The sequence below is a fragment of the Martinezella rhizogenes genome, assembly GCF_000799715.1.
Taxonomy (GTDB): Bacteria; Pseudomonadota; Alphaproteobacteria; order Rhizobiales; family Rhizobiaceae; genus Rhizobium; species Rhizobium rhizogenes_C.
The window spans coordinates 504,732-526,714 of record NZ_JUHG01000011.1 but is presented as its reverse complement, the minus strand read 5'-3'; the positions used below and the strand labels follow the sequence as shown (position 1 = coordinate 526,714).

Genomic DNA, 21,983 nt, shown 5'->3' with positions numbered 1-21,983 from the left:
AGCGAAACTTCCGGTTGATCGCATGCCTGGCTCCGATAAAATCGCAAAACGAGACAGAATTTCGGATTTTTCGTAGATTACACAAGCTTTTATGTGTGCGCTTAATTCTTATTCAATCTTATTTCCCGAGGCTCCCACTCGGTTTTGCATGACGCAGAAGTATCTACCGCAGCGCAGCAGGAATGATGATCCCGCCTTCGCCGGATACCAACCAATTTGATTGGGGCGTGGCATGTTCTTCATTGATCGTCTTCTGCAAAGTCGCAGGATCGTGACCAAGGTTCTGATTTTCGTCGTGCCGCTGGTGGTGCTGATCGCCGGTGTCGGTATGGTCGGTTATCACACGGCCAATATCCTCAACGGGCATATGACCGTGACACGGGCGACGATCGAAAACATCAGCGATTTCGAGAATTTGCAGGCGGCGCTCCAGGAGTTCACCACCTCGCCCTCCGATGAGACGCGCCAGGCGCTCACTGGCAAGGTCGATGCGCAGGAAGCCGGCGTCCAGCGCCTGAGCGGTCTGCTCAGCGACGACCAGCGCGCCAAGATTTCCACGGTCGGCGCTTTGGCGGACAAGATGCGCGCTCAGACGGTTGCTCTCTGGAATATCAGGCTGAAGCAGGACGGCGACGTCGATGCGATCCGCAAGGCGGTGCAGGGCATCGAAGCCGGAGGCAAGGTCGCCGCCAAGCAGATTGATATCATCCGCAAGGAATTCAGCGATAAGGAAACCTTCGCCAAGGAACTGCTCTACGATGCAGCTGCCTACAAGGGCCTGTCGGAAAAGATGAGCAACCTGCGCATCCAGGTGCAGATGGCTGCCGACGCCGATGAGGAAATCACCGACGCGCGCACCTATGCCGACGCCATTCTGAAGCAACTGGCCATCTCGCAGGCCCTCGTCTCCAAGCGCGGCGCCGGGCTCGTGAACAACGCGGCCGACGCAGCCAACAAGCTTGATGCCGTCCTGAAGGGTAGCGGCACCTCTGATCAGAAGGTCGAGGCCATGGGGCCGATCCTGCAGGGCTTCGTAAAGATCGAGGGTGACATGACCCTGCAATCGGCCAAAAACAGCGATACCGCCGCCGATCGCTTCGTCAGTCTCGACAAGATCATCGACGGGCAGAAGGAGCTTCTGGACCGTGTCGACGTGGCGTTCGGCATCATCGATCGCCTGACATTGCATGCGTCACGCATGGAGAATGTCCGCGACGCCACCTCGCGAGATGCCGTTATCACCGATCTGAAGGATTTGCAGGAGGTCGCCGCTAAGATTTCGGAACTCGGCCCGACCAATGCCACCATGCGCGACTTTGCCTCGCGTGCTCAGCCGCTGATCGATGGCGTAACCAAAGGGTCGGCCGATCTGCTGCAGACTTCGGCGGATTGGAAGACGACGCGGGTCGACTCCAACGGCATATTGGCGGATGCGATGACATCGCTGCGCAGCTTCGTCGCCCAGGCCCAGGAGATCGGCAAGGAAGATAGCGAGCGTTCGGCCAATGTCTCGGTTATCGCCATGATCCTCGGCACGCTGTTGGCAATCGTCGGCGGCCTGATGCTGGTGGAGACGCTGCGCGGACCGTTGAAGCGGGTGACCGAGATCATGACGCGGCTTGCAAGCGGCGATCTGGAAGTGGCGATCGACGGCCGCAATCGCGGCGACGAGATCGGCGACATGGTGCGCTCCGTCACCGTCTTCCGCGATGCTGCTGTCGAAAACGTCCGGCTGGAGCGGGAAGCGGAGAGTGCTCGCGCTCTGTCGGCGGAAGAGGCCGAACGCCGGGCCGCAGACCGTGCCCGCATCGAAGCCGAGCAGAAGCAGGCGCTGAATGCGCTCGCCGATGTTCTGGCCAAGCTTGCCGATGGCAATCTCGAGGAGAGCATGCGGGAAGACCTCTCCGCTGATTTCGTCGAAATGGCCTTTACCTACAATCATGCGATCGAGGCCTTGCGCGAGACGCTGACGGATGTCCGCTATACCGCCGAGGAGATCAAGGGTGGCACCGGCAACCTCGCCATGTCCGCCGACGATCTGGCGCGCCGCACGGAACAGCAGGCGGCGGCTCTTGAGCAAAGCTCGCGGGCTCTGCACCGCTTGAGCGATGTCGTGCGCTCCACGGCCGATCGTGCCAAGCAGACGGCGATGTCGGTGAACGAGACCCAGGCCTATGCAACCCAGTCCGGCGAAGTCGTCGCCAAAGCTGTCGGCGCGATGAGCGAGATCAATCGCTCGTCGGAAAAGATCGCCACCATCATCGGCGTCATCGACGAGATCGCCTTCCAGACCAATCTGCTGGCGCTGAACGCCGGCGTCGAGGCGGCTCGCGCCGGTGATGCCGGCCGTGGCTTTGCCGTGGTCGCCCAGGAGGTGCGGGAATTGGCGCAGCGCTGCGCCAATGCGGCGAAGGAGATCAAGGGGCTGATTTCCGCAAGCTCGGCACAGGTGCGCAGCGGCGTGCATCTGGTCGAGCAGACCGGCTCTGCGCTGAACGAGATCATCAAGCACGTCACCGGTGTCCAGAAGCTCGTATCCGACATTTCCTCCGCGACGGCCGAGCAATCGACCGGCATCGAGGAGGTGACGCGGGCGGTCGGCGAAGTCGAACTGATCACGCAGAGGAATGCGGCGATGGTCGAGGAGAACAATGCCGAGATCCACGGCCTGCGCCAGCGCGTCGACACGCTCTCCGAGAAGATCGACCGTTTCCGGACGGGCGATGGCGACGAGATGTATGAGAGCTATGATACCGGCAAGAGCCGATATCGCGCTGCCTAAGATTTTAGTTTAGAAATTAGAGATAAATAGAAGAAAATGCCGGGCTTTTGACCCGGCATTTTCTTGTCTAGATAGCTGAAATCAGCCGCCCGTAACGCTCATGTGGCGTGCGACCGCGGGCCTGTTGTGGGTGCGGTCGATGATGAAGTCGTGGCCTTTCGGCTTGCGGGTAATGGCTTCGTCGATGGCGGCGTAGACGAGGCTGTCGTCTTCGGTTGCCCGCAGCGCCGTGCGCAGGTCGGCGGCATCGTTCTGACCGAGGCACATATAGAGCGTGCCGGTGCAGGTCAGGCGCACGCGGTTGCAACTCTCGCAGAAATTATGGGTGAGCGGCGTGATGAAGCCGAGCCGGCCGCCGGTTTCGGCAACCTCGACATAGCGGGCTGGGCCGCCGGTCTTATAGGGGATTTCAGTGAGTGTGAATTGTTGCTCGAGGTCGGCGCGCAGCTTGGAGAGAGGCAGATACCGGTCGGTGCGGTCCTCCTCGATCTCGCCCATCGGCATCGTCTCGATGACGGTCAGGTCCATGCCGCGGCCATGGGCGAAGCGCAGCATCTCGGGGATCTCGGCCTCGTTGAAGTCCTTGAGCGCCACGGCATTGAGCTTGATCTTCAGACCGGCCTTCTGCGCGGCATCAATGCCCTCCATCACCTTGGCGAAATCGCCCCAGCGGGTGATGGCGCGGAATTTGTCGGGGTCGAGCGTATCGAGCGAGACGTTGATGCGGCGCACGCCGCAATCATAAAGCTCCTGGGCATGGCGAGAGAGCTGCGACCCATTGGTCGTCAGCGTCAACTCCTCGAGCTCGCCATCCTGAACGCGCTTGCCGAGTTCGCGCACCAGAAACATGATGTTCTTCCGCACCAGCGGTTCGCCGCCGGTCAGCCTGATCTTTCGCACGCCTTTGGCGATGAAGGCGGAACAGAGCCGGTTCAGCTCTTCCAGCGTCAGCAGGTCCTTCTTCGGCAGGAAGGTCATGTTTTCCGCCATGCAATAGGTACAGCGGAAGTCACAACGGTCGGTCACGGAGACGCGCAGATAGGTGACGGCCCGGCCGAAAGGGTCGATCATGGGTGACGCATCCGCCACAAGTGGCGATCCATTGCCTATCGTACCAACAATGCTGTTCACGAAAACCTCCGTTACCATGTTAATGTGTGCATAGGCGATTGTTGCGTCAAGGGAAATGCATTTCGATTGTACTTGCGCGTGAAGAAACGCCGGCCTACTTCTCCGGATAGGCATTGAAACGCATGGAACAATCGATGAGCGACGTCTGGCCAACCGAATTGAGAGTATCGAAGGACCGCCATCATCTGGTGGTAAGCTTCAACGACGGCACAAGCTTCGATCTGTCGGCGGAGATGCTGCGCGTGCTGTCGCCATCGGCCGAGGTACAGGGGCATGGGCCGGGGCAGAAGATCACCGTGCCGGGCAAGCGCAATGTCGGCATCATGTCGATGACCCCAACCGGAAATTACGCCGTGCGCATCGGCTTCGACGACATGCATGATACTGGCATTTTTACCTGGACCTATCTGCGCGAACTCGGCGAGAAGGGTCCGGAGCTTTTTGCGGCCTATGAGGCTGAATTGAAGGAAAAGGGCTTGAGCCGCGATGCTGCGGGCAAGCCGCATTAATACAGCTTTTCGGCACGAAGGGGGCAGGCATGGTTGGTCGGGGTAAGGAAAGCTGGCTGCGCGCCAAGGGCAGCAAGAACGAGAGCAAGGTCTCTTTCGTCGAACTGTTTTTCGATCTGGTCTTCGTCTTTTCGATCTCCCAGCTTTCCCATGCGTTGGCCAACCATTTTACGCTGCTTGGCGCTCTCGAAGCCATTATGCTGGTCTTTGCCGTCTGGTGGGTGTGGGTCTTCACCGCCTGGGTGACGAACTGGCTCGATCCTGACCGCATGCCGGTCCGTATCATGTTGTTCGTGCTGATGTTTGCCGGGCTGGTGCTTTCGGCGTCGATCCCGGATGCCTTCGGCGAGAAGGCGATTTTCTTTGCCGGCGCCTATGTCTTCATGCAGGTCGGGCGCTCGCTGTTCACGGCCCATGCCTTGAGGGGTGTCAACGCAGGCAATCACCGTAACTTTCTGCGCATCTCGAGCTGGTTGATCCTGTCGGGCATCTTCTGGATTGGCGGCGCGCTCTTGGGAGGCGAGACGCAGGTTGCGCTGTGGCTTGTGGCGCTGGTGATCGAATATGCAGGCCCCGCTCTCGGCTTCCGCGTGCCCGGTCTCGGCAAGTCGACCACCGCGGATTGGAATGTTTCCGGTGCGCATCTTGCCGAGCGCTGCGCCTTGTTCATCATTATTTGCTTGGGGGAAGCAGTGCTTCTGGCGGGCAAGACCTTTGCGGAAGAGCCACTTTCACCGCTGATGATCGTCGTGTTCGTCACTACTTTCGTTGGCACCGTTGCCATGTGGTGGATCTATTTCCAGTTCGGTCATGAACGCGCCGCCCATCGCATCGAGCACGATGAAACGCCCGGCAGCCTGGCGCGCCAGGCTTTCACCTATGCGCATATCCCCATTCTCGCCGGCATCATCCTGAGCGTCGTCAGCGACGAGTTCTTGTTTTCCCATTCCCACGATCAGGCCGATCTGCATATCGCAGCCGCGGTCCTCGGCGGTCCGGCGGTGTTCCTGATCGGCAATCTCTGGTTCAAGGGCGCGACGACCGGCCGGCCGCCATTGTCGCATCTGGCCGGGCTTGTCGGACTGGCGCTGCTGCTTTTGACGCTGCCGATGGTCGCCGTCTATCAGCTCGGCATTCTCGCGACGGCCGTGCTGGTGGTGGTGGCGATCTGGGAATATGCGTCGCTGACCCGTGCCGTACCGCTTGCGCGACCTCCCGGCAATCACTGATCGCCGGCGGCTTCCAGCGGTTCGTTTTCATCCTGTAGCAACAGGCCGATGATGCGCTCCATATGTGTAGCGATCCGCTCACATTCCTCGATCGGCGCATGCGTGAGCATGCGGTCGATGAGGCCGGTCTGGATGGTCATGGCCTCTTCGGTGACACGGCGGCCCTCGGCGGTCAGATAAAGCCGCAGGACGCGCTTGTCATATTTGTCGCCACGGCGCTCGATCAGGCCGCGTTTTTCCATCTGCGGTAGCAGCATGCTCATATTGGAGCGCCCGACCAGCAGCTTATGGGCCAGTTCCTGCTGCGAAATGCCCTCGAAGCGGAAGAGATTGATGAGGATGTCGAGATGCGGCGTCTTGATGTCGAGATGGGCGAGCGCCCGGCCGAGCGACTGTTGCATCAACTGACAGGCGCGGCCAACGGCGATCCAGCTGCGAAAACGCGGATGATCCCAAGGGAGGGATTGATTTTTGTTCATCATTGTACTTTATTGTTCATAGTTGAACATATTTGGGATTCCCACTATGCCATCCTTTGCGCTCAAGGTCACCCGGCTGGGATTGTCCAGCCTCGGTCGTGTTTCGCCAAGGCTTGCCGGTCGGGCTGCCTTCAAGCTCTTTTGCCTGACGCCGTCGCGCCGGCCCCAGGGCGCCAAGGCCAAGGCCGCTCACGCCGAGGGCAGGGCGCGGCTTGCTTCCACCGAGGCGATCATATTGTCTTTCCCCGGAGGACGGGCAATGGCCCATCGTTTCAACGGCGGCGCCAAAGGCCGGCGCGCGCGTTACCTGGTGGTCCATGGCTGGGGTTCCAGCAGCGAATACATGTCGGAACTGGCTGCTTTCCTTGCCGATTCGGGTGCCGAGGTGATCGCACTCGACCTGCCGGGCCATGGTCGTTCCCCGGGGCGGTTCCTCAATCTGCGCCTCGCTGTTTCCGCCATCGCGGCGGCGGCGGCGCGATTCGGCGCCTTCGATGCGACCATCGGTCACTCCTTCGGCGGCGCCTCCATTGCGCTTGCAGCGGCGGGTTTCCTGCCTGATATCGAGCCGGTTCTGCCGGAGCGGCTCGTGCTGATCGGCGCACCGAGCGCGATGGGCTGGTTGTTCACCGATTTTGGCGGGCTGATGGAACTTAATCCGAAGACTCAGGCGGCGCTCGAGGCGGAAGTCGGCCGGGTCACCGGTAGGCTATTGAAGGATTATGATGCCGGGCGCGGAGCGAGCGATCTCGGCCGGCCGGTACTGGTCGTCCACGCCGAGGATGACAAGGAAGTGAGCGCTGATCACGCGCGCGCCTATGAGAGGGCAGGCGGCGATGTTCGCATGCTCTGGGCGAACGGATTCGGCCACCGCCGCATCGTCAGCGCCGCTCCGGTGCTGGAGGCAATCGGTGCGTTCCTGGCGGAGGCGCAATTTGCAAGCGAGGACGAAAATGCGCTCGAAACCGACGGTGAAACGGTGATATCCTTTTCCCGGACTCGAGCGCGGCGCGTGTCATAGCCACGTCATGCCTTGCGCCCAACCCGCCGGTATCCGGTTTTAAAAGATGCGAGGCAACATGCGGATCATCACTTCCGTTGAAGAATTGAATGAACTTTACGGTGGTGCCGGCGAGCCTGCGACCGCCAAGGTGACGAATGCGCTGACGCCGCTTTACCGTTTGATGATCGAGGCGTCCCCATTCATGGCGCTGGCAACGGTCGGCCCGGAAGGGTTGGATTGCTCGCCGCGCGGCGATCTCGGCGGCATCGTGCGGGTAGAGGATGACAAGACGCTGCTGCTTCCCGACTGGCGCGGCAACAATCGCGTCGATTCGCTCGCCAATATCGTCCGCGATCCGCGTATCGCGCTGATGTTTCTGATTCCCGGCTCGAACACGACGATGCGGCTCAATGGCCGCGCCGTCGTCTCCATTGAGGAAAGCCTACTGGCGAGCTTCGAAATGGATGGCAAGCATCCACGCAGCGTCGTGGTGATCACCATCGACGAAGTCTATTTCCAATGCGCGCGGGCAGTGATGCGTGCGGAGCTCTGGAATTCGGAGAGGTTCGTCGATCCGGCCAGCCTGCCGACGCCTGGCATGTTGCTGAAGGCGGCGAAGGGCGATTTCGACCAGGAAACCTATGACCGCGAATGGCCGGTGCGCGCCGCCAAGAGCATGTGGTAATGAAAGCCGCCGGCGCTTCCACGAGGATATCGCCGGCGGCCGTTGGCCTTGCTTTTATGTCTTATAGATAAGCCAACTTTTCGCGAAGTCTTTCTGCATGCCGTTCTGATAGGCGTAGCTGCAATTGCGGCCGGCATTCTTGGCGGAATAAAGCGCGATGTCTGCCTTTCCATAGAGTTGGCTGGGGTCCGCGGCGTCGGAAGCCATGCAGACGCCGAGCGAGATGGTGATCGGGCCGTAATTCACTCTGGTACGCGAATTCTTGAAGGGCGTTGCCTCCAGCGCGCGGCGGATGCGTTCGCAGGTCGCCAGCGCGTCTTCCGGCGTATAGCCTTCGAGGATCAGCGCAAACTCCTCGCCGCCGGTACGGGCGACGAAGGCTTCGCGGCGGACGTTGGCGCGAATGACAGAGGCGACGGTCGCCAGGATCTTGTCGCCGACCGGATGGCCGAAGCTGTCGTTGATCTTCTTGAAATGATCGATATCTGCCAGCACTAGCGCCGTCACGGGCCTGACCATCTGGTTGTCGAAGACGGCAGCCAGGCGATCGTCGAAGGCGCGGCGATTGGAGAGCCGTGTCAGCGCGTCGGTGTTGGCGATTCGCTTGTATTCGTCCAGCTCCTTCCGGACCTGGTCCATTTCGTGGCTGCGCTGATTGACGTTCTCGACGGTCCGTTCACCATGCGCCATGGTGTCTCCAGTCGCCTCGGTCAGGATATCGATGGCGCTGCGCAACAGGTCAGCGCTGTTGTTGTTTTTGGACATGATGCGCTGGCAGGTTTCGCCGAGCAGCCGGTTGTAGCTTTCCAGGGAGGCCTGCTCTTGCTGAAGCGCGCGCAACACGCCGTCTAATTCAGTGATGATGCGGGCATGGGCCTCATCGAAAACGCGGCCGGTGTGGTTGGCGAAATGCCGCGTACCGATCGTATCCAGCTCTTCTTGCGTGGCGTTGCTGCCGAGGGCGGCGAGCTCGCGGGTCAGAACAGGATTGGAGCCGATATAGGCTTCATAGAACAATTCGTAGTTGCGCGGGATAGGTGCGACGCCCATGGACCGCATGGCATAGGTAATCTGTCCTGCCACGTCGGGAACTTGCGCCTTGGGCGCAACCACCGTATTCATCGGCGAACTCCATAATATCAATTCATGAAAGCACTAGCTTTACTTAGCCTAAGAATCTTTGAAAAGAAATAAGCCAATTAATATCAAATTTTATCTGCAATCTAAGATTCAGAATTAATTGCTTTCATATAGAGATATACTTGGAAAGAAGGCGCCAGACGGCGCCTTCTTTCTCTCTATTCCGGTAAAATGGTCAGCCCAGGTTGAGCTCCTGGAAGAAGTCGTTGCCCTTGTCGTCGATAACGATGAAAGCGGGGAAGTCTTCCACCTCGATTTTCCAGACCGCTTCCATACCGAGTTCCGGATATTCCAGTACCTCGACCTTTTTGATGCAGTCCTGAGCAAGGCGGGCAGCGGGGCCGCCGATCGAGCCGAGATAGAAGCCCTTATGCGTCTTGCAGGCCTCGCGCACGGCACGCGAACGGTTGCCCTTGGCGAGCATCACCATCGAGCCGCCGAAGGACTGGAACTGATCGACATAGCTATCCATGCGCCCAGCTGTCGTCGGGCCGAAGGAGCCGGAGGCGTAGCCGGCCGGAGTCTTGGCGGGGCCGGCATAGTAGACCGGATGGTTCTTCAGGTAATCAGGCATGCCTTCGCCCTTTTCCAGGCGCTCGCGGATTTTCGCATGCGCCAGGTCGCGGGCGACGATGATAGTGCCGGTCAGCGACAGCCGGGTCTTCACCGGATGGCGCGACAGTTCGGCCAGGATATCAGCCATCGGTCGGTTGAGGTCGATTCGGACCATCGATTCGGACAGCTTTGCCTCATCGATTTCGGGCATGTATTTCGACGGATCTGTTTCGAGCTGCTCGATGAAGATGCCGTCGCGGGTGATCTTGCCCTTGGCCTGACGGTCGGCCGAGCAGGAAACGCCAAGGCCGATCGGCAGCGAGGCGCCGTGACGGGGCAGGCGGATCACGCGGACGTCGTGACAGAAATACTTGCCGCCGAACTGCGCGCCGACGCCGAGGCTCTGCGTCAGCTTGTGGATTTCCTTTTCCATTTCGATATCCCGGAAGGCATGCCCGCTTTCGGAGCCCTCCGTGGGAAGACAGTCCAGGTATTTCGTTGAGGCGAGCTTGACTGTCTTGAGGGTCATCTCGGCCGATGTGCCGCCGATGACGATGGCGAGATGGTAGGGGGGACAGGCCGCCGTGCCGAGCGTCAGGATCTTCTCTTTCAGGAAATCCAACATGCGGTCATGGGTGAGCAGCGACGGTGTGCCCTGATAGAGGAACGTCTTGTTGGCCGAGCCGCCGCCCTTGGCGACGAAGAGGAATTCATAGGCGTCGGTGCCTTCCTCATAGATATCGATCTGCGCCGGCAGATTGTTCTTGGTGTTCTTTTCCTCGAACATCTTGATCGGAGCAAGCTGCGAATAGCGCAGGTTCTTCTTCTCGTAGGCGTCGAGCACGCCCTTGGCCAGCGCCGCGTTGTCGCCGCCTTCGGTCCAGACGCGCCGGCCTTTCTTGCCCATGATGATCGCCGTGCCGGTGTCCTGGCACATGGGAAGCACGCCGCCGGCGGCGATATTGGCGTTCTTCAACAGGTCATAGGCCACGAAACGATCGTTGTCGGTCGCCTCCGGATCGTCGAGAATGGAGGCCAACTGCTTGAGGTGGCCGGGACGCAGCAGGTGGTTGATGTCGGCGAAAGCGGTCTCGGCAAGCAGCCGGATACCCTCGGGATCGACGGTCAGGATGTCCTGGCCCTTGAACGTGTCGACGGAGACGTAATCGCTCGAAATCTTGCGATAAGGAGTGGCGTCTGCACCGAGGGGAAAGAGATCGTCAGCCATGCGTGGACCTTTCAATGCCTAGAAGTGGCGGAAGAGACGTTTGGAAACGGTCTAAATCCGGCAGGGTCCAAATGCAATTGCTTGGCTGCTACGATGGAATTTCAAAATAGGAGATTGTCTGTGTCGACGGACAATCATATCGCAAACGGGGTGGACTCCCGGCCGCCGCCGGAAGCTCTTTCTTTGTAGGCTGAACCTACTTCGGCCCGATCATGGTCTCCGGCCGGACGATCGCATCGTAATCCTCAGCTGAAACCAGCCCGCTTGCCAAGGCTTCTTCCTTCAGCGTCGTGCCGTTCTTGTGCGCGGTCTTGGCGATCTTGGCGGCGTTGTCGTAGCCGATTTTCGGGGCGAGCGCCGTCACCAGCATCAGCGAGCGCTCAAGGCCCGCCTTGATATTGTCCTCGCGTGCCTCGATGCCGACGATGCAATTGTCGGTGAAGGAAACGGCGGCGTCACCGAGCAGTTGCACCGACTGCAGGAAGTTATAGGCCATCATCGGGTTGTAGACGTTGAGTTCGAAATGACCTTGGCTGTCAGCGAAGGTCAGCGCGGCGTTGTTGCCGAAGATGTGGATGCAGACCTGCGTCAGGGCTTCGCACTGGGTAGGGTTGACCTTGCCCGGCATGATCGACGAACCCGGCTCGTTTTCCGGCAGTGACAATTCGCCGAGGCCGGCGCGCGGACCGGAGCCGAGCAGGCGGATGTCGTTGGCGATCTTGAAGAGAGCGGCCGCGGCGGCGTTGATGGCGCCATGACTGAAGACCATCGAATCATGGGCGGCAAGCGCCTCGAACTTGTTCGGCGCGGTGACGAAGGGCAGGCCGGTGATCGTGGCGATCTCGTCGGCCACCTTTTCGGCAAAGCCGATCGGCGCATTGAGGCCGGTTCCCACAGCCGTGCCGCCCTGGGCGAGTTCACTAAGACCCGGCAGCGTCAGTTCGATACGCTTGATGGCTGAGGCGACCTGGGCCGCATAGCCGGAAAACTCCTGGCCCAGCGTCAGCGGCGTCGCGTCCTGCGTGTGGGTGCGGCCGATCTTGATGATGTGGGCGAAGTCGGCGACCTTCTTTTCGAGCGCCGCATGCAGGTGGCGAAGGCTCGGCAACAGGTGGTGAACGATCTGCTCGGCGCAGGCGATGTGCATGGCCGTCGGATAGGTGTCGTTGGACGACTGGCTCATGTTGACGTGATCGTTGGGATGCACCGGCTTCTTGGAGCCCATGACGCCACCGAGCATTTCGATCGCGCGGTTGGAGATTACTTCATTGGCATTCATGTTCGATTGCGTGCCGGATCCCGTCTGCCAGACGACCAGCGGAAAGTGCTCGTTGAGCTTGCCGTCGATGACTTCCTGCGCCGCCTCGGCGATCACTTTACCGAGAGCGGGGTCCAGTTGGCCGAGCGCCACATTGGCGCGAGCCGCTGCCTGCTTGACGATGCCCAGCGCGCGGACGATCGACAACGGCTGCTTCTCCCAGCCGATCTTGAAGTTGCCGAGCGAGCGCTGCGCCTGTGCGCCCCAATAGCGGTCGCTTGCCACTTCGATCGGGCCAAAAGTGTCGGTTTCGGTGCGGGTGGAGGTCATGATCCCTGGTCCTGCTTTTCCGTTGAAAAAGATAGCTGCCATATAGGTCCGAATGGCGCGCAAGAAAACAGCTGGCGCTTCTATTTCATGACTAAACTCATCATGTTTTTGAGTGCGCGGGGAAGGCGTGTTCTTTTTAACACGCTCCGTGGATATTCTTTGCAGCGTACTTAGGCGCGCGTGAAAACCGCAGGAAAATTCAATAAAAAATTAACTAATAATATCATAATTTTGTGTGAATTAAACCGCGAAGCACGCCTTTGCTTTCTCACACGAAGTTGAGGCATTGAACGAAAGGCGGGGCTGGCCGTTTTCATTTTGATGGTTAAACGATGTTAGGAACATCGCGGCCGATTTGAAAACAGCACCGCCTGTCTCGAGGCTACAGCATGACACGGGGACTGATTAGAGAATGAAACTTGTCACCAAAGCCGCAGCATCCGTCCTGGCGCTTTCCTGCTGCATCTCCGCCGTCGGCGCGACAACCGCGAACGCGATGACCCTCATGGACTTCATTCGTGGAGGCCAGGGGCGTCAGCAGAGTACGCAAGTCTCCGCCCCGCTCACCGACAATCCGGCTCAGGAGAGCCTTGGTACTCCCAAGCCGGCGCAGGCAAAAGGGCCACTGCCCAAAGTCGATGCTCCGCAATATTACACCTACAAGCCCGAAGCCATGCGGCTGGTTGCGTCCAATCGTTTCGCGGATCCGGTGGTAACCGGTGCTGTCGCCGATGCTTCGGCCACGCCGGTCGCTGTCGATCCCAGCGCGTCGCAGCGCCATCACCTGACTGAAGTTCGCGTCATGACCACGAACGATGTCGCCAAGGCGGTCGAGTCCTATTACGCCGACCAGAGCAAGCCGCTGGTCTGGGTTGCCGACAATGCTGTCAGCGACAAGGCAAAGGCTGCCATGTCTGTTCTGGCCGATGCCGCCTCCGTTGGCCTCGATCCCGCCGATTATGCCGTGACACCTCCGAGCTTCGACCAGGCAAGCGTCGATCCGGAGATGCGCGACCGTGCACTAATGCAGTTCGAGCTGGCGCTGTCCAGCAAGGTGCTGATGTTCGTTCAGGACACGGTACGTGGCCGCCTCGACCCGAACAAGATTTCCGGCTATCACGACTTCAAGCGCAAGGACGTCAACCTGATGCCGGTGCTCGGCCTGTTGCGTGCAAGCCCGGATGTTGCCGCTTATCTCAACAGCCGCAGTCCTTCGAACCAGCAGTTTACGGAGTTGAAGGCTGAGCTTGCCAAGCTCAAGGGCGCAAGTGGCACCGATGGCACCAGTGTTTCCATCTCGCTGACAGGCGTTCTCAAGCCGGGCGGCAGCTCGCCGGAAATGGCCAATATCGTCAAGGCGATCCAGCATCGTGGTTCCGATGTGCTGAAGACGGCTCACGCGGATACGCTTGCCTCCTATCTGGGGACGCCGGATTATACTCCGGACCTCGTGTCACTGGTCGAGGACTTCCAGAAGGAAAAGGGCCTGACGTCCGATGGCGTCATCGGTCAGTCTTCGGTCCGCGCCATGGTCGGCGAAAACAACGATGTGAAGATCCAGAAGCTGGTTATCGCCATGGAGCAGCTGCGTTGGCTGCCGGCCGAGCTTGGCTCGCGCTATGTTTTCATCAATCAGCCGGCCTTCATGGTCTACTACCACAACAACAATCAGGAACAGCTGTCGATGCGTGTCGTCGTCGGCAACAAGGCGCATCAGACCTTCTTCTTCCAAAACCAGGTTCAGACCGTCGAGTTCAACCCATTCTGGGGCGTTCCGCAGTCGATCATCATCAATGAGATGTTGCCCAAGCTGCGCTCCGATCCGAACTATCTCGATCGCATGGGCTATCAGGTTGAAGTCGGCGGTCGCGCGGTCGCTTCGTCCAGCGTCGACTGGTACGGCTCAACCAAGAGCGTTTCGGTTCGCCAGCCGCCGAGCAGCGACAATGCGTTGGGCGAGCTGAAGATCCTCTTCCCGAACTCGCATGCGATCTACATGCATGACACGCCGCAGAAGAGCTTCTTCAAGAAGGATATGCGCGCGCTCAGCCACGGCTGCGTCCGCCTTGCCGACCCGCGCGCCATGGCTGCCGCGGTCCTGAACACCACGGTCGAGGATGTTGCCAAGCAGATTGCCGGCGGCCAGAACAAGGCCGTGGCCGTGCCGCAGAAATTCCCGATCTATATCGCTTACTTCACCGCCTGGCCGAACAAGAACGGCGTCGTGCAGTATTTCAACGATGTCTACGATCGCGACGCGGCAACGCAAAAGGCACTCGACGCGACCAGCAAGTCCCGCATGGCGCAGATCTGACTGCAGCTTGATATTCAAACAAAGAAAAAGGCGGCCCGTTGGGCCGCCTTTTTCTTTGTGTATTGCGCAGATTGCACATCAGAAACCGGATGAGAAACGCGGCATTAATCCTTGGTTTCGATCCGCCATTCGCGGCTTCCAAATGTGATATCGAAACGCGACAGAAACGAACGACCCAACAAGCCATCGATGTCGCCGCCCAACGCCTTTTCGTCGGCTAGAACGACGGTGGTGACATCGTTGGCTTCCACACGTCCGACCTTGACCGTGGAGGCGGTCGTGCGAAGTCCTTGCGAGACGCCGTTGGCGGTTTGCAGGGAAATCGCATTGCGCTCGTCGAGCAGCAACTTCGCCCGCGTAGCGAATTCCTTGCTGACGGATACAAAGCCGGCGCCGGTGTCGACCACGAACCTTCCGTCCACTCCATTGATGTTGACCTTCGCGATGATCACACTTTTACCCTGAGTGGGGAAGCGGTCGCTGCCCGTGGCGTAGCTCGCCGCGCACTTTCCCTTGGTGGTGTAATCCTTGATAATTCCACGCACGGCCGCGGTATCGTTCTGCTCCGGATTGATTGATATCCAGGTCTGCAGCGGCGCGATTGCCTCGCAATAGTTGCCGAGAGCGGAGTAGCTGTCGGAAATATTTTGAAAAACCAGGCTGTTGAGTGTCGTCAGACTGTCGGAGAGGCCGATGACGGAATAGTAGTCATCGATCGCATCGTGATATTTCTTCGCTCTCTGGCGGATTTGTCCGCGCAGAAAATAGTAATCACGCATGCCCGGTGTCATCGCCACAAGCTCATCCGAGACTTTGAGCGCCTCGTCGAAATCGCCCAGGCCGCCGAGAATGTCCGCTGCGTTTTGGAGCGCAACATTCGAAGGTACGCATTTGTTGGAAAATGCGACTAAAGTCTTTGCTGCTTCGCGGCGATAGCCTCGTACCTGCAGTTCTCCCGCGAAACCATAAAGGGCATTCCAGTCACACGGCTCCCGACGCAGCATGTCGAGATAGGAGGCCATGGGCGTGCGGCCGGCGACAACATTTGGCAGCGGGTCGATTTCGAATTTCTGGTAGACGGCAAGGAGTGCCGCGTCCGGCTTTGCCGCGACAGCTTCCTCGACACGGCCAATAATGCGGTCGCCGTAGATGTAGAATGCAATTGCCGAACATAAGGCAATGCAAATTGTCAGCGTACGGATTATCGGCGCAAACCGCCCTTTTCGTGGAGGTAGTCTTCCGCTATTGCGGTCTTCAGGGTCTGCTATCAGCAAGCGCGCGCTCCGCCATTAAACCGCAATTCGCACCCTTACTTCGGCGCGGATGGCAAGCGGCGGTGTTGCCGACCCACCTGATCCCTATCCCGTTTAAGTGGGGCTTGTGTAACCCTGTTGTGGCGCAGGAGCGCGAACGGCGCAAGGCCAATTGCAACTTCGAGCATAAAGTAAAGCGGGGCCTCTCCGGCATCTGGCCGGACGCTGCCCTAAGCTGCGAGCAGTCCCTGGATCAGCGCCGGCGTCAGCTCGTCATAATGGCTGATAATGCGGTTCGGGCCGAGGGTTTCCACGCTGACGTCGGAATAGCCGAAGGGGACGGCGATCGAAGGAACGCCGGCGTTGCGGGCAACGAGGATGTCGTTGACGCTGTCGCCGATCATGACGGTGCGGCGGAGATCGCCGCCGGCGCGGTCTACCGTGCCGATCAGATGCTCGGCATTCGGCTTGCGAACGGGGAAGGTATCCCCTCCGGTGACGGCTTCGAAATAATGGGTCAGATTGAGCCTCTCGAGCAGCGTGAGCGCCAGGGATTCCATCTTGTTGGTGCAGACCGCCAGCTTGTAGCCCTGCCTCTTCAGCGCATCCATGGCGGCCAGCAGGCCAGGATAAGGTTCGGTCAGGCCCGGCATGGTCTCGCTATAGTGCGTGATGAAGCGCTGAAGGAGTGCCGGCAACTCTTCCGGAGCCAGCGTATAATCCCGCAGCTTGCACGCGCGTTCGATCATCACCTGCGCGCCATTGCCCACCAGATGCGTCAGGTCGTCATAACCGACGGGCGCGAGATGGAGCGCGGCGGTCGTGTGATTGAGGCTGGCGACAAGATCGGCATGGGTGTCGAGCAGGGTGCCGTCGAGATCGAATACGACAAGGGAAGATTTCACGAGGAATCAGCCTTTGGAACAGAAGAGGAAAGCTAGTCTTTCGGAGTTAAAAGATCGAGCCAGCAATTGCAACCAAAGGCGCGGCAAGCCGCTCAAATATGGTCCGGGATTTCTATGCGGGACCGTTATTTTGGCTTTCGTTTGCCCGGAGAGCCGTGTAAACAGCACCCAACGTAACACGCGGGAGCAGGTAGCGCATGGACGCCCGCCAAATGAAGATCGAGGCTGCAAGGGCGGCTCTGGCCTATGTCGAGAGCGGTATGCGGCTCGGGATAGGCACGGGCAGCACGGCCGAGGAATTCGTTCGGTTGCTCGCCGAGAAAGTGGCAAGCGGCCTCGTTATCGAGGGTGTTCCGACTTCCGAACGGACGGCCCGGCTTTGCGTTGAGCTCGGCGTGCCGCTGAAGTCGCTTGATGAACGTCCCGAGCTTGATCTTACCATCGATGGTGCCGACGAGGTGGATAGCGCCCTGCGGCTGATCAAGGGCGGCGGCGGCGCGCTGCTGCGCGAAAAGATCGTCGCGGCCTCGTCACGGCGAATGATCGTCATTGCCGACGAAAGCAAGGTTGTTCAGACACTTGGCGCCTTTCCACTGCCGATCGAGGTCAACCCATTCGGCCTCGTTTCCACGCATATCCTGATCGAAAAGACGGCCGCCCGCCTGGGCCTTTCCGGCGCTCTGAACCTGCGCCAGTCCGAGGATGGCAACTTCATGACCGACGGCGGACATTTCATCATCGACGCATCTTTTGGCCGTATTCCTGATGCAGAGGCGCTGTCTATTGCGCTAAATTCGATTCCCGGTGTTGTCGAACACGGGCTCTTTATCAACATGGCGACACTTGCGATCATTGCCGGTCCCTCCGGCGCACGCACGTTGCAGGCGAACAATACATAGGAGCACTGAACTCATGATCAAAATTGCGGGTCTTGGCCGTTTTGCCGCTGCAACCATCGTTCTTTCTGGTATCGCGCTCGGTTCCGTCAGCGCGCAGGAAGTGTCGGAAGAACAGATCAAGGCCGCCCGGGCCGCGATCAACGCGCTCGGTGTCACGAACCAGTTCGATAACATTCTGCCGAATCTTGCCGAGCAGTTGAAGAGCACGATGATCCAGGCGAATCCGAACTTCGGCGACGCCATCAATTCGTCCGTCGATGCGACCGCGCTTGCTCTTGCGCCGCGCCGCGCTGACCTGGAGCGTGAAGCTGCCGTAACCTACTCCAAGGCGTTTTCGACTGAGGAGCTCAACTCTATCGCCACATTCTTCACCTCGCCAACCGGCAAGAAATTCCTGCAGGACAATCCGGTCGCTTTGCGCGAGCTTTACAAGGCGGCCGACATCTGGGGGCAGGGCATTTCGCGCGATCTCGCCAACCAGAGCAGCGACGCCCTGCAGAAGGTGGTGAAGGCGCCGATCGCACCCGTGCCGACCGATGCTACCACTGGCGCCCAGCCGGCACCGGCTCCGGCAACCAAGAAGTAAGCTTGACCTTTGTCGTGATCCCCTCCGAACATAGTCTCGGAGTTTTCGGGATTACGCATTCCAGCTCTCGGAATTTAAAGCCCGGATATCGTTCCGGGCTTTTCTTTTTGCATGCCAAGATCCTATATCAGGGGCGACCCCACGCGCGCTTTGCGCGCCGCCCTTATTTCCGCAGGAGTAGCCGATGTCTTCCTTTGATTTCGATCTTTTCGTCATTGGTGGCGGTTCGGGAGGCGTGCGCAGCGCGCGCGTCGCCGCATCGCTCGGCAAGAAGGTCGGCATTGCCGAGGAATATCGTTATGGCGGCACCTGCGTGATCCGCGGCTGCGTGCCGAAGAAGCTCTTCGTCTATGCCTCGCAATTTAGCGAGCATTTCGAGGATGCCGCCGGCTTCGGCTGGACGGTCGGCGAAAGCACTTTTGACTGGAAGAAGCTGATCGCGGCGAAGGACAAGGAAATCGAGCGTCTGGAGGGGCTCTATCGCAAGGGGCTCGACAACGCCAAGGCCGAGATCTTCGATACGCGCGCCGAGTTGGTCGACGCCCATACGATCCGCCTCCTTAAGACCGGCAAGACCGTTACCGCCGAGACGATCGTCGTTGCCACCGGCGGAACGCCGAACCTGCATACGGCCTTGCCGGGACACGAATTCTGCATTTCGTCCAATGAGGCTTTCCATCTGGATGAACTGCCGAAGTCGATCCTGATCGCCGGCGGCGGCTATATCGCGGTGGAATTCGCCAATATTTTCCATGGGCTCGGTGTCGAAACGACGCTGATCTATCGCGGCGCCGAGATCCTGTCGCGCTTCGACCTGGACCTGCGCAAGGGCTTGCATGAGGCAATGGAGGCCAAGGGCATCCGTATTCTCTGCCACGACATCATCGAGAGCGTGACGAAGACGGAGAAGGGCCTCAGCGTCCGGACGAAGAACGACAAAGCGTTGACCGTGGATACGGTGATGCTGGCGCTGGGCCGCACGCCGAATACGAGGGACCTCGGGCTTGAGGCCGCCGGCGTGGCGATCAACGAGCATGGTGCCATCGTCGTTGACGAATACTCGCGGACGTCGGTGCCGAACATCTACGCGCTTGGCGATGTCACCGACAGGGTACAATTGACGCCCGTGGCGATCCATGAGGCCATGTGCTTCATCGAGACCGTCTATAAGGATAATCCGACCCGTCCAGATCATGAGCTGATCGCGACGGCCGTCTTCTCGCAGCCGGAGATCGGCACGGTCGGCCTGACCGAGGAGGATGCGGCCAAGCGTTATCCGGAACTCGAGGTTTATCGCGCCCAGTTCCGGCCGATGAAGGCGACGCTGTCCGGCCGCAACGAGAAGATGATCATGAAGCTGATCGTCAATGCCGCCGACCGCAAGGTGATCGGCGCGCATATTCTCGGTCATGATGCGGGCGAGATGGCGCAATTGCTTGGTATTCCGTTGAAGGCCGGCTGCACCAAGGAAGATTTCGATCGCACCATGGCCGTTCATCCGACGGCGGCCGAAGAATTGGTGACGATGTATTCTCCAAGCTATCGCATCCGCAACGGCGAGCGCGTGTAAGCAATAGGGATAGTAATTCCCAGGCGCACAAAAGACCTGCCGAATAGTTGGTTCGCCTTTGCAAGTGGTCGGCAAAGGTTTATAAGCGCGCACAATTTACGGCGACGGGCACTTGGCGAAAAGACCAGGCGCGGAAACAGGTGAGTGAGATGGCACAGAATTGGACACCGAGCACTTGGCGGCAAAAACCGATCCAGCAGATGCCGGATTATCCGGACCAGGCAGCACTGGCGGCAACGGAAGCGCAGCTTGCCAGCTATCCGCCGCTGGTTTTTGCCGGTGAGGCGCGCCGTCTGAAAGCGCATCTGGCCAATGTTGCCGAGGGCAACGGCTTCCTGCTGCAAGGCGGCGACTGCGCCGAGAGCTTCGCCGAGCACGGTGCCGACACGATCCGCGACTTCTTCCGCGCTTTCCTGCAGATGGCCGTCGTCCTGACGTTTGGCGCCCAGTTGCCGGTCGTCAAGGTTGGCCGTATCGCCGGCCAGTTCGCCAAGCCGCGCTCCTCGGGCATCGAGACCCAGGGCGGCGTGTCGCTGCCGAGCTATCGCGGCGATATCGTCAACGGCATCGAATTCAATGAAGAAGCGCGTATTCCCAATCCGGAGCGCCAGATGATGGCTTACCGCCAGTCGGCGGCGACGCTCAATCTGCTGCGCGCCTTCGCGATGGGCGGCTATGCCAACCTCGAAAACGTGCACCAGTGGATGCTCGGTTTCGTCAAGGACAGCCCGCAGGGCGAACGCTACCGCAAGCTCGCCGACCGCATCAGCGAGACCATGGATTTCATGAAGGCGATCGGTATCTCCTCGGAGAACAATCCGAGCCTGCGCGAGACCGATTTCTTCACCAGCCATGAAGCCCTGCTGCTCGGCTACGAAGAGGCATTTACGCGTGTCGATTCCACCTCGGGTGACTGGTATGCGACGTCGGGCCATATGCTCTGGATCGGCGATCGTACGCGCCAGGCCGATCACGCGCATATCGAATATTTCCGCGGCATCAAGAACCCGATCGGCCTGAAGTGCGGTCCTTCGCTGCAGGCGGACGATCTGCTCAACCTGATCGACATCCTGAACCCCGCCAACGAAGCCGGTCGCCTGACGCTGATCTGCCGTTTCGGCCACGACAAGGTCGCCGACAACCTGCCGCGCCTCATTCGTGCCGTCGAGAAGGAAGGCCGCAAGGTCGTCTGGTCCTGCGATCCGATGCACGGCAACACGATCACGCTCAACAACTACAAGACCCGGCCGTTCGAGCGCATCCTGTCGGAAGTCGAAAGCTTCTTCCAGATCCACCGCGCCGAGGGCACGCATCCAGGTGGCATCCATATCGAGATGACCGGCAAGGACGTGACCGAATGCACAGGCGGCGCCCGTGCCGTCGGCGCCGACGATCTTCAGGATCGCTACCACACGCATTGCGACCCGCGCTTGAATGCCGATCAGGCCCTGGAACTGGCCTTCCTGCTCGCCGAACGCATGAAGGGAGGACGCGACGAGAAGCGCCTCGCCGCGCACGGCTGATCGAGAGCTACCAAATCATTCCTTGTGAACGGGCCGGTCCAGAAACCGGCCCGTTTGTTTTTGTGCATCTGCAATCAATCCGGCTGAAGATTGTTTCATTTCTTTGCGTTTGACGCTGATCGCGTCCTCGTCAAGATTGCGGGGAAACGAAGGGGATCAGCATGAACGACGAACACACCGGCGCTTGCCTTTGCGGAGCCGTACGTTTCAAGACACACGGCGCGTTACGGGAGGTCGTTGCCTGTCATTGCTCGCAATGCCGTAAGCAGACGGGGCTTTATTATGCCGCAACCGACGTGCCTCGCGGCAACATTGCCATCGAAGGCGAAGAGGCGATCACCTGGTATCGCGCCAGCTCCTTTGCCCGCCGAGGTTTCTGCCGCATCTGCGGTTCGGCGCTTTTCTGGTCGGCGGACAGTTCTGACAATATCTCCATTATGGCCGGCCTGTTCGATCAGCCGAGCGAGCTGAAACTTGGCTACCATATTTATTGCGCCGACAAGGGCGATTTCTACGAGATTGGCGATGGGCTGCCGCAATATCGGCGAGGACGACCGGGGCTGCTGACGGCGGGGCCGTCAGACTGATCAAGCACGGTGCCGTC

18 protein-coding genes are annotated in these 21,983 nt (G+C 59.6%); 11 read left to right on the top strand and 7 right to left on the bottom strand.

The genetic code is table 11. The features are described 5' to 3' along the window. The first annotated feature begins 232 nt into the window (after positions 1 to 232). A complete protein-coding gene (locus tag EX00_RS06470; RefSeq protein WP_047455264.1) occupies positions 233 to 2,782 on the top strand; it encodes a methyl-accepting chemotaxis protein in 2,550 nt (849 codons plus the stop codon). Positions 2,783 to 2,863: 81 nt separating this feature from the next. Here the strand turns inward: EX00_RS06470 and moaA are convergent, their stop codons facing one another. Next, a complete protein-coding gene (gene moaA, locus EX00_RS06465) occupies positions 2,864 to 3,913 on the bottom strand; it encodes a GTP 3',8-cyclase MoaA (protein ID WP_047457510.1) in 1,050 nt (349 codons plus the stop codon). Between the two features lie 134 nt (positions 3,914 to 4,047). On the opposite strand from moaA, the gene EX00_RS06460 reads away from it, so the two are divergent. After that, entirely contained in the window at positions 4,048 to 4,422 is a 375-nt protein-coding gene (locus EX00_RS06460) for a gamma-butyrobetaine hydroxylase family protein (protein WP_047457507.1), read from the top strand. Between the two features lie 29 nt (positions 4,423 to 4,451). Continuing rightward, positions 4,452 to 5,651, top strand: coding sequence for a low temperature requirement protein A (locus tag EX00_RS06455; RefSeq protein ID WP_047455262.1), 1,200 nt, complete (start codon positions 4,452 to 4,454; stop codon positions 5,649 to 5,651). On the opposite strand, the gene EX00_RS06450 is transcribed toward EX00_RS06455, so the two are convergent. Then, positions 5,645 to 6,130 (bottom strand): MarR family winged helix-turn-helix transcriptional regulator, encoded by a 486-nt coding sequence (locus EX00_RS06450; protein WP_047457504.1) that lies wholly within the window; start codon positions 6,128 to 6,130, stop codon positions 5,645 to 5,647. The two genes, EX00_RS06455 and EX00_RS06450, sit on opposite strands and share 7 nt — an antisense overlap. A 46-nt stretch (positions 6,131 to 6,176) precedes the next feature. Between EX00_RS06450 and EX00_RS06445 the strand changes: the two genes are divergently transcribed. Further along, a complete protein-coding gene (locus EX00_RS06445; RefSeq protein ID WP_047455260.1) occupies positions 6,177 to 7,151 on the top strand; it encodes an alpha/beta hydrolase in 975 nt (324 codons plus the stop codon). 58 nt (positions 7,152 to 7,209) lie between these two features. Continuing rightward, positions 7,210 to 7,818 (top strand): pyridoxamine 5'-phosphate oxidase family protein, encoded by a 609-nt coding sequence (locus EX00_RS06440; protein WP_047455258.1) that lies wholly within the window; start codon positions 7,210 to 7,212, stop codon positions 7,816 to 7,818. Positions 7,819 to 7,872: 54 nt separating this feature from the next. Here EX00_RS06440 and EX00_RS06435 read toward each other — a convergent pair whose 3' ends face one another. The 3 genes from EX00_RS06435 to fumC form a co-directional block, all read right to left on the bottom strand. Next, on the bottom strand, positions 7,873 to 8,940 hold the full coding sequence (locus EX00_RS06435; RefSeq protein ID WP_047455257.1) for a GGDEF domain-containing protein: 1,068 nt from the start codon (positions 8,938 to 8,940) through the stop codon (positions 7,873 to 7,875). A 193-nt stretch (positions 8,941 to 9,133) separates the two neighbouring features. Next, on the bottom strand, positions 9,134 to 10,741 hold the full coding sequence (locus EX00_RS06430) for a fumarate hydratase (protein WP_047455255.1): 1,608 nt from the start codon (positions 10,739 to 10,741) through the stop codon (positions 9,134 to 9,136). Positions 10,742 to 10,937: 196 nt separating this feature from the next. Next, entirely contained in the window at positions 10,938 to 12,329 is a 1,392-nt protein-coding gene (gene fumC / locus EX00_RS06425; RefSeq protein ID WP_047455253.1) for a class II fumarate hydratase, read from the bottom strand. A gap of 412 nt (positions 12,330 to 12,741) precedes the next feature. Between fumC and EX00_RS06420 the strand changes: the two genes are divergently transcribed. Further along, positions 12,742 to 14,643, top strand: a complete 1,902-nt coding sequence (locus tag EX00_RS06420) for a L,D-transpeptidase family protein (RefSeq protein ID WP_047455251.1) — start codon at positions 12,742 to 12,744, stop codon at positions 14,641 to 14,643. 104 nt (positions 14,644 to 14,747) lie between these two features. Here EX00_RS06420 and EX00_RS30745 read toward each other — a convergent pair whose 3' ends face one another. Further along, positions 14,748 to 15,917: a retroviral-like aspartic protease family protein gene (locus tag EX00_RS30745; protein ID WP_052210680.1), complete on the bottom strand. Its 1,170-nt coding sequence runs from the start codon at positions 15,915 to 15,917 to the stop codon at positions 14,748 to 14,750. A 209-nt stretch (positions 15,918 to 16,126) separates the two neighbouring features. Beyond that, positions 16,127 to 16,801 (bottom strand): HAD family hydrolase, encoded by a 675-nt coding sequence (locus EX00_RS06410; RefSeq protein ID WP_047455249.1) that lies wholly within the window; start codon positions 16,799 to 16,801, stop codon positions 16,127 to 16,129. Between the two features lie 197 nt (positions 16,802 to 16,998). On the opposite strand from EX00_RS06410, the gene rpiA reads away from it, so the two are divergent. The 5 genes from rpiA to EX00_RS06385 all read left to right on the top strand — a co-directional run bounded on the left by rpiA (position 16,999) and on the right by EX00_RS06385 (position 21,966). Then, positions 16,999 to 17,700: a ribose-5-phosphate isomerase RpiA gene (gene rpiA / locus EX00_RS06405; RefSeq protein WP_047455245.1), complete on the top strand. Its 702-nt coding sequence runs from the start codon at positions 16,999 to 17,001 to the stop codon at positions 17,698 to 17,700. A 13-nt stretch (positions 17,701 to 17,713) separates the two neighbouring features. Next, entirely contained in the window at positions 17,714 to 18,286 is a 573-nt protein-coding gene (locus tag EX00_RS06400; protein WP_047455243.1) for a DUF2059 domain-containing protein, read from the top strand. Positions 18,287 to 18,470: 184 nt separating this feature from the next. Further along, positions 18,471 to 19,856: a glutathione-disulfide reductase gene (gene gor / locus EX00_RS06395; protein WP_047455241.1), complete on the top strand. Its 1,386-nt coding sequence runs from the start codon at positions 18,471 to 18,473 to the stop codon at positions 19,854 to 19,856. A 149-nt stretch (positions 19,857 to 20,005) separates the two neighbouring features. Further along, complete coding sequence (locus EX00_RS06390; RefSeq protein ID WP_047455239.1) at positions 20,006 to 21,379, top strand: class II 3-deoxy-7-phosphoheptulonate synthase; 1,374 nt, start codon at positions 20,006 to 20,008, stop codon at positions 21,377 to 21,379. 161 nt (positions 21,380 to 21,540) lie between these two features. After that, positions 21,541 to 21,966: a GFA family protein gene (locus tag EX00_RS06385; protein ID WP_047455237.1), complete on the top strand. Its 426-nt coding sequence runs from the start codon at positions 21,541 to 21,543 to the stop codon at positions 21,964 to 21,966. The last annotated feature ends 17 nt before the right edge of the window (positions 21,967 to 21,983 follow it).